The organism is Streptomyces sp. ISL-10, assembly GCF_018614575.1.
In the GTDB taxonomy this organism is placed as follows: Bacteria; Actinomycetota; Actinomycetes; order Streptomycetales; family Streptomycetaceae; genus Streptomyces.
This window is the reverse complement of record NZ_JAGGOJ010000021.1, coordinates 157,506-172,357: the sequence shown is the minus strand read 5'-3', so window position 1 is coordinate 172,357 and position 14,852 is coordinate 157,506. Positions and strand designations below refer to the sequence as shown.

Annotated in this window: 11 protein-coding genes; 7 read left to right on the top strand and 4 right to left on the bottom strand. The window is 70.5% G+C overall.

Annotated features, from left to right (window positions below):
• Window position 1: 1 nt before the first annotated feature.
• On the top strand, window positions 2-1,702 hold the full coding sequence (locus J7E88_RS25400; protein ID WP_215184965.1) for a methylmalonyl-CoA mutase: 1,701 nt from the start codon (window positions 2-4) through the stop codon (window positions 1,700-1,702).
• Window positions 1,703-1,768: 66 nt separating this feature from the next.
• On the opposite strand, the gene J7E88_RS25395 is transcribed toward J7E88_RS25400, so the two are convergent.
• Window positions 1,769-2,416, bottom strand: a complete 648-nt coding sequence (locus J7E88_RS25395; protein ID WP_215185089.1) for a TetR/AcrR family transcriptional regulator — start codon at window positions 2,414-2,416, stop codon at window positions 1,769-1,771.
• Between the two features lie 217 nt (window positions 2,417-2,633).
• Between J7E88_RS25395 and J7E88_RS25390 the strand changes: the two genes are divergently transcribed.
• From J7E88_RS25390 to J7E88_RS25375, 4 genes are all read left to right on the top strand, one after another.
• Complete coding sequence (locus tag J7E88_RS25390; RefSeq protein WP_215184963.1) at window positions 2,634-3,602, top strand: tetratricopeptide repeat protein; 969 nt, start codon at window positions 2,634-2,636, stop codon at window positions 3,600-3,602.
• A 650-nt stretch (window positions 3,603-4,252) separates the two neighbouring features.
• Window positions 4,253-4,909 (top strand): DUF6230 family protein, encoded by a 657-nt coding sequence (locus tag J7E88_RS25385; protein WP_215184961.1) that lies wholly within the window; start codon window positions 4,253-4,255, stop codon window positions 4,907-4,909.
• Window positions 4,910-5,006: 97 nt separating this feature from the next.
• Window positions 5,007-5,555 carry a DUF6114 domain-containing protein gene (locus J7E88_RS25380; RefSeq protein ID WP_215184959.1) on the top strand — a complete coding sequence of 183 codons (549 nt, stop codon included), beginning with the start codon at window positions 5,007-5,009 and terminating at the stop codon, window positions 5,553-5,555.
• Window position 5,556: 1 nt separating this feature from the next.
• Window positions 5,557-6,870, top strand: a complete 1,314-nt coding sequence (locus J7E88_RS25375) for a hypothetical protein (RefSeq protein WP_308307602.1) — start codon at window positions 5,557-5,559, stop codon at window positions 6,868-6,870.
• 105 nt (window positions 6,871-6,975) lie between these two features.
• Here J7E88_RS25375 and pyk read toward each other — a convergent pair whose 3' ends face one another.
• From pyk to pta, 3 genes are all read right to left on the bottom strand, one after another.
• Entirely contained in the window at window positions 6,976-8,406 is a 1,431-nt protein-coding gene (gene pyk / locus J7E88_RS25370) for a pyruvate kinase (protein WP_215184955.1), read from the bottom strand.
• 74 nt (window positions 8,407-8,480) lie between these two features.
• Window positions 8,481-9,698 (bottom strand): acetate kinase, encoded by a 1,218-nt coding sequence (locus J7E88_RS25365; protein WP_215184953.1) that lies wholly within the window; start codon window positions 9,696-9,698, stop codon window positions 8,481-8,483.
• Entirely contained in the window at window positions 9,695-11,821 is a 2,127-nt protein-coding gene (gene pta / locus J7E88_RS25360) for a phosphate acetyltransferase (RefSeq protein ID WP_215184951.1), read from the bottom strand. Before pta ends, J7E88_RS25365 begins: the two co-directional genes overlap by 4 nt.
• Window positions 11,822-12,072: 251 nt before the next feature.
• Here pta and J7E88_RS25355 point away from each other — a divergent pair, with 251 nt between their 5' ends.
• Window positions 12,073-13,098, top strand: a complete 1,026-nt coding sequence (locus tag J7E88_RS25355; protein ID WP_215184949.1) for an ATP-dependent 6-phosphofructokinase — start codon at window positions 12,073-12,075, stop codon at window positions 13,096-13,098.
• A 270-nt stretch (window positions 13,099-13,368) separates the two neighbouring features.
• Window positions 13,369-14,469 (top strand): helix-turn-helix domain-containing protein, encoded by a 1,101-nt coding sequence (locus J7E88_RS25350; protein ID WP_215184947.1) that lies wholly within the window; start codon window positions 13,369-13,371, stop codon window positions 14,467-14,469.
• Window positions 14,470-14,852: the final 383 nt, after the last annotated feature.

Genomic DNA, 14,852 nt, shown 5'->3' with positions numbered 1-14,852 from the left:
CATGGACGCTGACGCGATCGAGGAAGGCCGCCGACGCTGGCAGGCCCGTTACGACAAGGCCCGCAAGCGGGACGCCGACTTCACCACGCTCTCCGGGGACCCGGTCGAGCCGGTCTACGGGCCGAGGCCCGGGGACACCTACGAGGGTTTCGAGCGCATCGGCTGGCCCGGCGAGTACCCCTTCACCCGCGGCCTGCACGCCACCGGCTACCGCGGCCGGACGTGGACCATCCGCCAGTTCGCCGGCTTCGGCAACGCCGAGCAGACCAACGAGCGCTACAAGATGATCCTGGCGAACGGTGGCGGCGGCCTCTCCGTCGCCTTCGACATGCCGACGCTCATGGGCCGCGACTCCGACGACCCCCGCTCGCTCGGCGAGGTCGGCCACTGCGGCGTCGCCATCGACTCGGCCGCCGACATGGAGGTCCTCTTCAAGGACATCCCGCTCGGCGACGTCACGACCTCCATGACGATCAGCGGCCCGGCCGTGCCCGTCTTCTGCATGTACCTGGTCGCCGCCGAACGCCAGGGCATCGACCCGTCCGTCCTCAACGGCACGCTCCAGACGGACATCTTCAAGGAGTACATCGCCCAGAAGGAATGGCTCTTCCAGCCCGAGCCCCATCTGCGCCTCATCGGCGACCTGATGGAGCACTGCGCGGAGAAGATCCCCGCGTACAAGCCGCTGTCCGTCTCCGGCTACCACATCCGCGAGGCCGGCGCGACGGCCTCGCAGGAGCTCGCGTACACCCTCGCCGACGGCTTCGGATACGTGGAGCTGGGCCTGTCCCGCGGCCTGGACGTCGACACTTTCGCGCCCGGCCTGTCCTTCTTCTTCGACGCGCACCTCGACTTCTTCGAGGAGATCGCCAAGTTCCGCGCGGCACGCCGGATCTGGGCGCGCTGGATGAAGGAGGTCTACGGAGCGCGGACCGACAAGGCCCAGTGGTTGCGGTTCCACACCCAGACCGCCGGTGTCTCCCTCACCGCGCAGCAGCCGTACAACAATGTCGTGCGCACCGCTGTGGAGGCGCTCTCCGCGGTCCTCGGCGGCACCAACTCCCTGCACACCAATGCTCTCGACGAGACCCTCGCCCTTCCCAGCGAGCAGGCCGCCGAGATCGCCCTGCGCACCCAGCAGGTGCTGATGGAGGAGACCGGCGTCGCGGGCGTCGCCGACCCGCTGGGCGGTTCGTGGTACGTCGAGCAGCTCACCGACCGGATCGAGGCCGACGCCGAGAAGATCTTCGAGCAGATCAAGGAGCGCGGCCGTCGCGCCCACCCGGACGGCCGGCACCCCATCGGCCCGATGACGTCCGGCATCCTGCGCGGTATCGAGGACGGCTGGTTCACCGGCGAGATCGCCGAGTCCGCCTTCCGCTACCAGCAGGCCCTGGAGAAGGGCGAGAAGAAGGTCGTGGGCGTCAACGTCCACCACGGCTCGGTCACCGGCGACCTGGAGATCCTGCGGGTCAGCCACGAGGTCGAGTGGGAGCAGGTCCGCGTGCTCGGCGAGCGCAAGGACCGGCGGGACGAGGCCGCGGTGCGCGCCGCGCTGGACGCGATGCTCGCCGCCGCACGCGACGGCTCCAACATGATCGGCCCGATGCTCGACGCCGTCCGCGCGGAGGCGACCCTCGGCGAGATCTGCGGGGTGCTGCGCGACGAGTGGGGCGTCTACACGGAGCCGCCGGGCTTCTGAGCAGGACCGGTCGGGGCGCGGCCGGGCTTCTGCAGCAGCGGGCCGGGCCCGTGCCCCGGCCGGCCGTCACACGGAGAGCGCGCCGAGCCCGGACACCAGCAGTGCGGTGAACCGGCGCGCCCACTCCGCGTCCACGGGCTCCGCGCTCACCAGCGCCCTGTGGACGACGGCGCCCGCCACCACGTCGAAGATCAGGTCCGTGTTGCGGGCCTCCGTCTCGGGATCGGCCTCGTACGGAAGCTCGCCGCGGTCCTGAGCGCGTTTCCGGCCCTCCACCACCAGCCGCTTCTGCCGGTCGACGATCGCCTCACGGATCCGGCCCCGCAGCGCGTCGTCGCACGTGGACTCCGCGACGACGCCCATGAGCGCGGTCTTGGTCTCCGGCCGGCCGAGCAGGTCGGCGAACTGCAGGACCACGCCCTCCACATCGGCGACGAGGCTGCCGCGGTCGGGAAGTTCGAGCTCGTCGAAGAGCACGGCCACGGCGTCGACGACGAGCTCGTTCTTGTTCGTCCAGCGGCGGTAGAGCGTGGTCTTGGCGACTCCCGCGCGGCCGGCCACCTCGCCCATGGTCAGCTTCGACCAGCCCAGCTCGACGAGCGAGGCGCGGGTGGCGGCCAGGATCGCGGCATCGGTCTCCGCGCTGCGGGGCCGTCCCGTACGACCCTTACGTACAGGTTCGGGGTGGGCGCTGCTGGACATGTCCGAGACCATACCGGCCGGTAAGCGCAACTCTGTGAGGCAGTTCACCGGGGAAATCTCACACGGGTGACCTCGATGGAGATACGCTACGACTCGTAGCGAAAGCCCGGTCCGAAGTGACGGGGCGGGAGCGACGACCACAGGCGCCGAGGTGGGGACCCGGCGCCGACCCAGCCGGATCGCACGGCCGGCTTTTCACATGTGCGCGCGGAAGGGGGAGGATGTACGCATGCAGCCTAGGAACATGTCCATGAGCGGCGTCGTCGACCTCGCCGCGGTGAAGGCGGCCGGAGAGGCCAAGGCGAAGGCGGAGCAGGCCCGCGCGCAGGCCGCCCGGCAGGGCGGCGGCGGTGCCGAGTCGCCCTCCGCCCTGGTGATCGAAACCGACGAGGCCCGCTTCGAGAACGATGTCCTGCAGCGTTCCGCCGAGGTCCCGGTCGTCATCGACTTCTGGGCCGAGTGGTGCGAGCCGTGCAAGCAGCTCAGCCCGCTCCTGGACCGTCTCGCGAAGGAGTACAACGGCCGGTTCGTCCTCGCCAAGATCGACGTGGACGCCAATCAGATGCTCATGCAGCAGTTCGGCGTCCAGGGCATCCCGGCGGTTTTCGCCGTGGTGGCGGGCCAGGCGCTGCCCCTCTTCCAGGGGGCGGCACCCGAGGCACAGATCCGCCAGACCCTGGACCAGCTGATCCAGGTCGCCGAGGAGCGTTTCGGCCTGACCGGCATCATCGTGGACCAGGACGCGTCGGGCGAGGCGGCCGAGGCTCCCGTTCCGGCCGGCCCGTACGACGCCCTGCTGGGCGCGGCCATGGACGCGCTGGACGCGGGCGACTTCGGCGGCGCGATCCAGGCGTACAAGAACGTGCTGGCGGACGACCCGGCCAACAGCGAGGCCAAGCTGGGCCTCGCCCAGGCCGAACTGCTGGGCCGCGTCAAGGACATGGACCCGCAGCAGGTCCGCAAGGGCGCCGCCGACAATCCCGGCGACGTGCAGGCCCAGATCGCCGCGGCCGATCTCGACCTTGTCGGCGGCCACGTCGAGGACGCCTTCGGCCGGCTCGTCGAGACCGTCCGGCGCACCGCGGGCGCGGACCGCGACGCGGCGCGGGTGCGCCTGCTCGAACTCTTCGAGGTCGTCGGTCCGGATGATCCGCGGGTGACGGCATCGCGCCAGGCACTCGCACGGGTGCTGTTCTGAGATCGCGTTGACAGCCATTCTGACAACGGTGCCCTGAGTGTGCCGATCTGGCAGTTTTGCGGCGGTGGTGCCGGGCACGGTGCCACCGCCGTTTTGGCGACACGGCGACAATTTGCGACACCGCTTTACCAAAACTTGGTAATGCGAGCAGCTGTTACTCCGAGTACATCAACCCGCTGGTTCTGTCCGTTTATTGACGGCAATCTCCCGCTCTGCTCCCACCGTCGGTGGCACCCTGTGTGCTCGGTCGACGTCAGGCGGTCGTGGGGTGGTTATCAGGCCGTTACTAGCGAGTAACGAACCACTTGTGTCCGCGCCGTGAATGGACCAGCATCGGCGACGCTCGGTCCAATACCGCACCAGCCCGGCCTCCAGCCGTGCCGCGGTCCGTTGGGTCCCCACCGGGCCGGTCGGCGGCAGTGGCGCCGGCCGCGGACAGGGGGGTTCCTGCCGGAACGGCAGGGCCTGTCCGACCGGTTGCGCGAGAGTGCGGCCAGTGGTTGTCGCTCGGGGGTGATCGCCGGTGTTTCGGACGCAGTCAGCGCCTGAAAGTACAGGCGCTCTCCTTCCCGAGGACGTAGCGCTTCTCCCATCCCAGGACGGGCCCGAGGGCCCGTACCGGAGATGTACGTCCGAGAAGGAGGAAAGTCATGGAGTCTTTGGCTCGTGGCGGAACCAGATGGAAGCGGTTCGCCCTTGTCATGGTGCCAAGCGTGGCCGCGACGGCCGCGATAGGCATCGGCCTGGCACAGGGGGCGCTCGCCGCGTCCTTCGCCGTGTCCGGCCAGGAGTTCAAGGTCAAGGCCGGATACCTCGACGGCACTGGGTTCGCCCAGTACGGCGGCGTCGACATGGGGTACAAGGACCTCAAGGGTGACGAGAAGGTTGCGCACCCCGTCGCCATCTCGACGTTCAAGAACGCCTCGATCGAGGACATGTGCCAGTCGGTCGTCACCGACGTGCCGTTCGTCGGCAAGGTCACGCTGCGCCTGACCGCAGGTGACAAGGGCACGGCGGTCAAGGCGAAGAACCTGTACCTGGACGTGTCCGAGCTGGACGCGAACGCCAAGTTCACGAACATCGACATCGGCGTCGCGGCCAAGGACACGGACAACCCCGGTGTGGGCAAGGGTCCCGCGGTCAAGGACAAGTCGATCCTTGAGAACGGGTTCGCCCAGCAGGCCGACCGGGCGCAGCTGACCGGTGTCACTCAGAAGGCGTGGGCGACCACCGCCGGCACCTTCGAACTGAGTGGCCTGAGCATGCGCCTGCACAAGGGCGACGGCCCCAAGGTCGAGTGCTACTGACGGTCATCCCGTCCGGGCGGGCGGGTGAAACTCTGGCAGCTTCGCCCGCCCGTCACCCTCTTCACACAGCAACGCCAGTACCAGGGAGCTGTTTTCCATGAGCGCCGAGTCTGCAGTGTCACCGGGGCGGGACGAGAACCACATCCGCGCCATTCGGCGGAACTTCCGCATCTGGCGGGGACAACGGCCCTTCTGGGCAGGCCTGTTCACCGTGCTCGGCGGAATCCCGATCGCCTACTTCCCGTACGCGAGCCTCAAGCTCGGCCATATGACGCTCTCGATGGCGACGACGGCGGGCGCGGGCTCTCTCATCATCGGCGTACTGCTGGTCACGCTGGGTCTGACGATGTGGTTCCACCACATCGTCCGGGTATTCGCAGGCGTCGCCACCATTCTCCTGGCGCTCATCTCCATCCCGATCGCCAACCTCGGCGGCTTCGTCGTCGGCTTCCTGTTCTCGCTCGTCGGCGGCGCGCTCGCGCTGTCGTGGGCGCCGGCGAAGCCCGCGGTTGCCCCGGCCAAGGAGGCGCCGGCCCCGGCGAGCGACGTGCAGGTCTCTGCCGTACCGGAGCAGTGGGACGGCCCCGGCGCGGACGCGCACGAGACAACCATCGAAGGCAACGGCGGGAGGAACAGTGCCGGGTGACGTGACACCACCGCTGGCCGCGGGGGCGGGCGGCGACGGTTCGCGCGAGAGGCGAGGGCCGCGGCACGCCGCACCCAAGAAGTCGCTGCTGACCAGGATCCAGATGCCGGCGAGCAAGGCGATAGCCCTGGCCGCGATGCCCACCGCCGTCTTCGTGGGCATGGGTCTCACCCCCAAGCTGGCACTCGCCGACGACAAGGACATTCCCTTCGCCCCCGGGCCGTGCGTGACGCGCTCGGACGAGCCGGCGGAGTCCGAGTCCCCCTCTCCGTCCGAGTCGGCGAAGCCGTCCCTGACGCCGTCGCCTTCCGACAGCGCGAAGCCGGCACCGACGCCGAGTGACACGTCGGTCACGGACGTCCTGGAGCCGAAGCCGTCCGAGAGTCCGTCCGCGGACACGGCCGACAAGGCGGACACGGCCGACAAGACCGCGGAGGCGGCGTCGCCGGAGGCGACCCCGAGCGAGACCGAGAACCCGCTCGACCCGCTGGGCGTGGGTGACGCGCTCAACGACCTGTTCGACGGCCCCGACAAGGAGCCGGAGGCCAGTCCCACGCCGACACCGACGCCTACCGACAGCAGCACGCCGTCGGACGAGCCGAGCGAGTCTGCCGAGGAGCCCGCGGAGGAGCCCACGGAGAAGCCGGCCGAGAAGCCCGCCGACACGGTCGACGACACGGTGGACGACACGGTGGACAAGACCAAGGACGCGATCAAGGATGCGGCGGACAAGGCCGGCGCCACGGTCGAAGAGCTGGACGAGGACGTCAAGGGACTCGACCCCAAGCAGGACGAGGACATCCCGGACGGCGCCAAGCCGCGCTTCCCATGCCCGACGGCCGACCCCGAGGCGCTGGCCGACGCCCAGACGGAGCCCGGCCTCCCGCTGCTCCCTGACGACCCGTGGGTCCTGGAGAGTTCGCGGCTGACGCTCAACGGCCTGGACTACAAGGGCATCGTCGAGGTGAAGACGGGCAGCGGAAAGACCAAGAAGGTGCTGAAGTTCACCGCGACGGGCGTGGACATCAAGGACCTGCACCAGCTGGTTGTCGGTCCGAACGGCACGACCGCGCACGTCGAGGCGTCGAAGGGCTCCACGTCGACGATCCGCGACGGTGAGGTGACGATGTACACGGAGGAGCTGAAGGGCAACCTCTTCGGCATCATCCCGGTCACGTTCACCCCGGAGACACCGCCGCCGCTGAACGTCCCGTTCGCCTTCTTCACCGACGTGAAGGTGACCCAGGCCGGCCAGTTCGGCGGGACGCTGACGGTCCCCGGCCTGCACAACTACTTCACGGGCGGAAATTCCTGATTTTCCAGGAGGCCACCGGGAGCCGCGAAAGACTGTGGGCCGCACCCCCTCGGGAGTGCGGCCCACAGGCGTGTGCCTGTCAGTCTCGGTGGACGCGGACGCGCGTCAGGACTTCGTCTCGCCGCCCAGGTGGTGCACCCGAACCATGTTCGTCGTGCCCGGGACGCCCGGAGGGGAGCCCGCGGTGATGACCATCGTGTCGCCCGCGTTGTAGCGCTGGAGCTTCAGCAGCGCCGCGTCCACCAGCTCCACCATCGCGTCCGTCGTCTCCACGAACGGTGCCAGGAAGGACTCCACGCCCCAGCTCAGCGCCAGCTGGTTGCGGGTGGACTCGTCCGTCGTGAAGGCCAGGATCGGCTGGGAGGCGCGGTAGCGGGACAGGCGGCGGGCCGTGTCGCCGGACTTGGTGAAGGCGACCAGCGCCTTGCCGTCCAGGAAGTCGGCGATCTCGGCGGCCGCCCGGGCCACCGAACCGCCCTGGGTGCGCGGCTTCTTGCCCGGGACCAGCGGCTGCAGGCCCTTGGACAGCAGCTCCTCCTCCGCCGCGACGACGATCTTCGACATCGTCTTGACCGTCTCGATCGGATACGCGCCGACCGAGGACTCCGCGGAGAGCATGACTGCGTCCGCGCCGTCCAGGATCGCGTTGGCGACGTCGGACGCCTCGGCGCGCGTGGGGCGCGAGTTGGTGATCATCGACTCCATCATCTGGGTCGCCACGATCACCGGCTTGGCGTTGCGGCGGCACATCTCGATGAGCCGCTTCTGCACCATCGGGACCCGCTCCAGGGGGTACTCGACGGCCAGGTCGCCGCGCGCCACCATCACGCCGTCGAACGCCATCACGACGTCCTGCATGTTGGCGACCGCCTGCGGCTTCTCCACCTTGGCGATGACCGGGACCCGGCGGCCCTCCTCGTCCATCACCTTGTGGACGTCCTTGACGTCGCTCGCGTCGCGGACGAAGGAGAGCGCCACCAGGTCGCAGCCCATGCGGAGTGCGAAGCGCAGGTCGTCGACGTCCTTCTCGGACAGGGCCGGGACGTTGACCGCCGCGCCGGGCAGGTTGATGCCCTTGTGGTCGGAGATCACGCCGCCCTCGACGACGATCGTCTTGACCCGCTGTCCGTCGACCTCGACGACGCGCAGCTCGACGTTGCCGTCGTTGATCAGGATCTGGTCGCCCTTGGAGACGTCGCCGGGCAGGCCCTTGTAGGTGGTGCCGCAAATGGACTTGTCACCGGGGACGTCCTCGGTGGTGATGGTGAACTCGTCGCCGCGGACCAGTTCGACCGGCCCCTCGGCGAAGGTCTCCAGGCGGATCTTGGGACCCTGGAGGTCGGCCAGCACGCCGATGGCGCGCCCCGTGTCCTCGCACGCCTGACGCAGGCGGTGATACCGCTCCTCGTGCTCAGCGTGGGTCCCGTGGCTCATGTTGAAACGGGCCACGTTCATGCCGGCCTCGATGAGCGCTTTCAGCTGCTCGTAGGAGTCGACGGCGGGGCCCAGTGTGCAGACGATTTTGGAACGGCGCATAAGGCGGATCCTATCGGTTTGTTTCCCTGCGGAATATTCCGTCTGGTGGAATGTACAAATGGGCGCCGGCCCGCTCAGGCGTTCACCATGTTTTTCACAAGCTCGTAGCTCTGCCTGGCGATCTCCAGCTCCTCGTCGGTCGGAACCACGGCCACCGCGACCCGTGCGGAAGCCGGCGAGATCAGCCGTGCCTCGCCCGAGCGGACGGCGTTGAGCTCCGCGTCCACCACCGGGCCCAGCCCCTCCAGGCCGGCGATCGCCGCCTCACGCACCGGCGCGGCGTTCTCGCCGACCCCGGCGGTGAAAGCGATCGCGTCCACCCGGCCGAGCACGGCGCAGTACGCCCCGATGTACTTCTTCAGCCGGTGGACGTAAATGTCGAACGCCAGCGCCGCCCGCTCGTCACCCGCGTCGACACGGCGCCGGATCTCCCGCATGTCGTTGTCGCCGCACAGGCCCACCAGACCGCTCTTCTTGTTGAGAAGGACGTCGACATCGTCGGCCGACATCCCCGCCACCCGCATCAGGTGGAAGGTCACCGCCGGATCGATGTCACCGGAGCGCGTACCCATCACGAGCCCCTCCAAGGGCGTCAGCCCCATCGAGGTGTCCACGCAGCGGCCGCCCCGCACCGCGGACGCGGAGGCGCCGTTCCCCAGGTGCAGCACGATGACGTTCACCTCGGACGGGTCCTTGCCCAGCAGGGCCGCCGTCGTCCGCGACACATATGCGTGCGAGGTGCCGTGGAAGCCGTAACGGCGGATGCGGTGGGCGTCGGCCGTCTTGACGTCGATGGCGTACCGGGCGGCCGGCTCCGGCATCGTCGTGTGGAAGGCCGTGTCGAACACCGCGATCTGCGGCAGGTCCGGCCGCAGCGCCTGCGCGGTACGGATCCCCGTGATGTTCGCCGGGTTGTGCAGCGGCGCGACCGGCACCAGCCGCTCGATCTCCGCCAGCACCTCGTCCGTGATCACGGTCGGCTCGGTGAACCGCAGGCCGCCGTGCACCACCCGGTGGCCGATGGCCGCCAGCTCGGGGGAGTCCAGGCCGAGCCCGTCGCGCGCCAGTTCGTCGGCGACCGCCTTCAGCGCGGCCGAGTGGTCGGCGATCGCTCCCGTATGCTCGCGCCGCTCGCCGTCGCCGGCCAGCGGGGTGTGCACCAGGCGCGAGGTGGACTCGCCGATCCGCTCGACCAGGCCGACCGCCAGCCGCGCGCTGTCGCGCATGTCCAGCAACTGGTACTTCACCGACGACGAGCCGGAGTTGAGGACGAGTACACGGGTGGCCGTCATGCCGGGAGCTCCTGAGCCTGGGACTGGATCGCGGTGATCGCGACCGTGTTGACGATGTCGCTGACGAGTGCGCCGCGCGAGAGGTCGTTGACCGGCTTGCGCAGGCCCTGGAGCACCGGGCCGACCGCCACCGCGCCCGCGGAGCGCTGCACCGCCTTGTACGTGTTGTTGCCGGTGTTCAGGTCCGGGAAGATCAGGACCGTCGCCCGGCCGGCCACCTCGGAATCGGGCAGTTTCGTCGCCGCGACGGACGGCTCGACCGCCGCGTCGTACTGGATCGGGCCCTCGATGCGCAGGTCGGGCCGGGACTCCCGGACCAGCTTGGTCGCCTCCCGCACCTTGTCCACGTCCGCGCCCGTGCCCGATGTGCCCGTGGAGTACGACAGCATCGCGATCCGCGGCTCCACACCGAAGCGGGCGGCCGTCGCGGCCGACTGGATCGCGATGTCCGCGAGCTGCGCGGCGTCCGGGTCCGGATTGACCGCGCAGTCGCCGTAGACGAGCACCCGGTCGGCCAGGCACATGAAGAAGACGGACGAGACGATCGACGCCATGGGCTTGGTCTTGATGATCTCGAAGGCGGGGCGGATCGTCGCCGCGGTGGAGTGCACCGAGCCCGACACCATGCCGTCGGCCAGGCCCTCGTCGACCATCAGCGTCCCGAAGTAGTTGACGTCCGCGACGACGTCGTACGCCAGCTCCACCGTCACGCCCTTGTGCGCGCGCAGTCCGGCGTACCGCTCGGCGAAGGTCTGGCGCAGCTCCGAGGTCTGCGGGTCGATCAGCTGCGCCGCCGAGAGGTCGATGCCGAGGTCGGCGGCCTTCTTGCGGATCTGCTCGGTGTCGCCGAGCAGCGTCAGGTCGCACACGTCGCGGCGGATCAGCACATCGGCGGCGCGCAGCACCCGCTCCACCGTGCCCTCGGGCAGCACCACGCGGCGGCGGTCGGCACGGGCCTGCTCCAGCAGCTCGTGCTCGAACATCATCGGCGTCACCCGGCCGCTGCGGGCGACCGCGAGCCGGGCCAGCAGGTCGGCGGTGTCCGCATGGCGCTCGAACAGGCCCAGCGCGGTCTCCGCCTTGCGGGGCGTGGAGGCGTTCAACTTGCCCTCCATCGCGAACAGTTCTCCGGCCGTCGGGAAGCTGTTGCCCGGGACCGAGATCACCGGCGTGCCGGGGGCGAGGCGTGAGGCGAGGGTGAGGATCTGCTCGCTGGGGCGCTCGTTCAGCGTCAGCAGTACGCCCGCGATGGGCGGGGTGCCCGCGGAGTGCGCGGCGAGCGCTCCCACGACCAGGTCGGCGCGGTCGCCGGGCGTGACCACCATGCAGCCGGGCGTCAGGGCACCCAGGAAGTTCGGCAGCATCGCGCCACCGAAGACGAAGTCCAGGGCGTCGCGCGCGAGGCCGGAGTCGTCGCCGAGGAGCACGGTGCCCCCGAGGGCGTGCGTGATCTGGGCGACCGTGGGCGCGGCCAGCGCGGGCTCGTCGGGCAGCACATAGCAGGGGACGGGGAGGCGGGCCGCGAGCCGCTCGGCTATCGCGGTGCGGTCGGCGGGCGCGACCCGGTTGGCCACCATCGCGAGGACGTTGCAGCCCAGGCCCTCGTACGCCCGGTAGGCGTTGCGGGTCTCCGCCCGGACGGACTGAGGCGTCTGGCCCTTGCCGCCGACCACCGCGATCACCGAGGCGCCGAACTCGTTCGCGAGCCGGGCGTTGAGGGCCAGCTCGTCCGGGAGCTGCGTGCCCGCGTAGTCCGTGCCGAGGACGAGGACGACCTCGTAGTCCCTTGCCACCCGCAGGAAGCGCTCGACCAGGGCGGCGACCAGCTCGTCAGTGCCCTTCTCGGCCTGCAGAGCCGCCGCCTCGTGGTAGTCGATGCCGTACACGGACGCGGGGTCCTGGGACAGCCGGTAGCGCGCCCTCAGCAGCTCGAAGAGCCGGTCCGGCCCGTCGTGGACGAGCGGGCGGAAGACACCGACCCGGTCCACCTGGCGGGTCAGGAGCTCCATGACCCCCAGCTCGACCACCTGCCGTCCGTCTCCGCGGTCGATCCCGGTCACGTACACTCCCCCTGCCTTCGGCGGGTGGTGCCCCCTGCTCGTCACGCGTGCTCTCCCGTCCATTGCGTCGTTTCGGTACGTCGTGCAGGCCGTGCCGCGGGCGGGCGGCCGACTGTGGGCGTGCAGAAAAACCGCCCGGGGCGGCATCGCCCTCTTGACAATACCCCTGGGGGTAGATAAAGCGCCCGTCGGGCACGATGGGGCGCCGACCGTCCGCGGACCGTCCGGTGAGGCTGGGAGCGCGGGCGGTTCGGGCACCGTGGGACAATCGGACCGGGCTCACAGGTATCACGACGGGCAGGAGACACGGCACGATGCGCATCGGAGTTCTCACCGCAGGCGGCGACTGTCCCGGCCTCAACGCAGTGATCCGGTCGGTCGTGCACCGGGCCCTGACCGGTCACGGCGACGAGGTCATCGGCTTCGAGGACGGCTTCCGGGGCCTGCTCGACGGCCACTACCGTCCCCTCGACCTCAATGCGGTGGGCGGCATCCTCGCCCGCGGCGGCACCATCCTCGGCTCCACCCGCCTGGAGCGCGGCCGACTGCGCGAAGCGGCGGAGAACGCGGCCGAGTTGGCGAAGCAGTACGGCATCGACGCGCTCATCCCCATCGGCGGCGAGGGCACGCTGACCGCGTCCCGCATGCTGTCCGAGGCCGGGATGCCCGTCGTCGGCGTCCCCAAGACGATCGACAACGACATCTCCTCCACCGACCGCACCTTCGGCTTCGATACGGCCGTCATGGTCGCCACCGAGGCCATCGACCGCCTGAAGACGACCGCCGAGTCGCACCAGCGGGTGATGGTCGTCGAGGTCATGGGCCGGCACGCGGGCTGGATCGCCCTGGAGTCGGGCATGGCGGGCGGTGCGCACGGCATCTGCCTGCCCGAGCGGCCCTTCGAGGTCGACGACCTGGTGAAGATGGTCGAGGAGCGTTTCGCGCGGGGCAAGAAGTTCGCGGTCATCTGCGTCGCCGAGGGCGCGCACCCGGCCGAAGGATCGATGGAGTACGCCAAGGGCGAGATCGACCAGTACGGGCACGAGCGCTTCCAGGGCATCGGCAACCGGCTGGCCGCGGAGCTGGAGCGGCGCCTCGGCAAGGAGGCCAAGCCGGTCATTCTCGGCCATGTGCAGCGCGGCGGCACGCCCACCGCGTACGACCGTGTGCTCGCGACCCGGTTCGGGTGGCACGCGGTGGAGGCGGCGCACCGCGGCGACTTCGGCAGGATGACGGCCCTGCGCGGCACGGACGTGGTGATGGTGCCGCTGGCCGAGGCGGTCACCCAGTTGAAGACCGTGCCGGCGAACCGGATGTTCGAGGCGGAATCCGTGTTCTGAGCGGGTCCTCCTCGCCGGTCCTGCCCGACGTTCTGCCCGAGTGGCCTTGGCCGCCCCCCGTGGACGGTCAAGGCCACTCGTTCTTCCCCCGTCGCCCCCCTCGGTGATCCCCCGTGCCCCCGTCGCCCCCGGCCCGCCCGCGTCTGGATGGAGCGGGAATCCGGTTGGCGCAGATCACTCTTGAGTTCCGCGGCGCTCCTCGCAAGGCTGTTGCCCGTCCGGGACATGTCCCACCCTGTCCCGCCTGGTGAGACGGCAGAAGGAGAGCGGATGGCGGGGGCCAGGAGCGGTGCTCCGGATCCGCAACGGGCGGGCGGCGCAGCCGAGTTCGTGGCAGCTCTGCAGGCGCTCAAGGACTGGTCGGGGCTGACGTACCGGGAACTGTCCTCCCGCGCCGAGGCCATCGGTGATGTGCTCCCGCGCTCCACGGTCGCCAACATGCTCGGCCGCGGCACGGTGCCGCGCGAGGAGCTGGTCGCCGCCTTCGTCCGGGCCTGCGGATGCGATCCGGGCGAGCTGGACACCTGGCTGCGGGTGCGCAAGGAACTGGCGCGCGGTGAACGGCAGCCCGGGGAGTCACCGGACGCCACATCGGCGGCCGATGGGGCAGCGGGGGAGTCACCGGACGCCGTCACGGCCGCGGCCGACCGGGCCGTCGGTGGGCCCACCGGCGCGGCGGCGCACGCTCCGGTGCCCGCACCACCCGCACCGGCCCCCGGCTCCCCGGTGCCCCGGTCGCGCCGCCGGACATGGGGGGTGCCGGCCGTCGCCGGAGTCCTGCTCGTCGCCGCTGCCGTGGCCGCCGCCGTCACCCTCTCCGGCGGCGGAGGCGGCGACGGACGCGGCGACGGACGCGGCGACGGACGCGGGGAGAAGCCCACGCCCCTGCCCGTCGAGTCCGGGCCGGGGCCAGCGCCCGCGCCCGGAGCCGTGTCGATCAGAGCCGTCCACTCCGGGCTGTGCCTCGCGGAGAACGGCGGCCAGAACGGCCAGCTGTTCCAGCGCACCTGTGCACCGGACGCCATCCCGCGCTTCTCGCTGGAGCGGATCGACGGCGGCTGGCGGCTGGTGACGTTCCATCAGAGGTTCGGGGAGGGCTGCACCGGTGTGCGGGACAGGTCGGCGGCAGCCGGCGCCCCGGTCGAGGACCAGGAGTGCGGCAAGCGCGGCCCGGCCGAGGCGTTCCGCCTGGAGCCGGTCGGCTCACCCGTACGCGGCTACCGGCTGCGGCCGCTCCACAGCGACCTGTGTGTCGGCGTGGCGGGCGGCGTCGCGCGGGCGGGGGAGCCGGTACGGCAGCTGGAGTGCGCCGGTGACGCGAAGGGGCAGCTCTTCGCCTTCGACCGCAGGACACCTGCCGCGGCGGGATGAACCGGCGCCCGCCCGCCGAAGAGGGAAGGTCCGTCGTGCCCGCCCCGGAGGAAACGCACCTTCGCGCTGACGCGGTCATATCGCCCGCAATGCGCGCGAACGGCCTTTCGGTGGGGCGCCTCGGGCGGGCAAAGCGGACGTAGTCGCTGACGCGATTCGGCATGTCGGGTATACGACAGCCCTTCATTTGTCTGACCTCTGTCATTCAGTCACCGGTTGCTGGCAGTCTCGGCCGGGTTCCACCGGGCATGCCGAACACCCCCGCCCCATCCGGCACTTGTTCCCCACGATGTCCGCCGGCGTCCGGCGTCGGCCTGCCCGCGAGCTCCTGACACCGCATCAGGGCGGCCTCACCCCGCCGCTCACCCCCCGCCGGGCCGCGG

Coding starts and splice junctions, on each gene's coding strand:
- J7E88_RS25400 (WP_215184965.1), top strand. CDS start 2: ATGGACGCTGACGCGATCGAGGAAGGCCGCCGACGCTGGCAGGCCCGT.
- J7E88_RS25395 (WP_215185089.1), bottom strand. CDS start 2,416: ATGGTCTCGGACATGTCCAGCAGCGCCCACCCCGAACCTGTACGTAAG.
- J7E88_RS25390 (WP_215184963.1), top strand. CDS start 2,634: ATGCAGCCTAGGAACATGTCCATGAGCGGCGTCGTCGACCTCGCCGCG.
- J7E88_RS25385 (WP_215184961.1), top strand. CDS start 4,253: ATGGAGTCTTTGGCTCGTGGCGGAACCAGATGGAAGCGGTTCGCCCTT.
- J7E88_RS25380 (WP_215184959.1), top strand. CDS start 5,007: ATGAGCGCCGAGTCTGCAGTGTCACCGGGGCGGGACGAGAACCACATC.
- pyk (WP_215184955.1), bottom strand. CDS start 8,406: ATGCGCCGTTCCAAAATCGTCTGCACACTGGGCCCCGCCGTCGACTCC.
- J7E88_RS25365 (WP_215184953.1), bottom strand. CDS start 9,698: ATGACGGCCACCCGTGTACTCGTCCTCAACTCCGGCTCGTCGTCGGTG.
- pta (WP_215184951.1), bottom strand. CDS start 11,821: ATGGACGGGAGAGCACGCGTGACGAGCAGGGGGCACCACCCGCCGAAG.
- J7E88_RS25355 (WP_215184949.1), top strand. CDS start 12,073: ATGCGCATCGGAGTTCTCACCGCAGGCGGCGACTGTCCCGGCCTCAAC.
- J7E88_RS25350 (WP_215184947.1), top strand. CDS start 13,369: ATGGCGGGGGCCAGGAGCGGTGCTCCGGATCCGCAACGGGCGGGCGGC.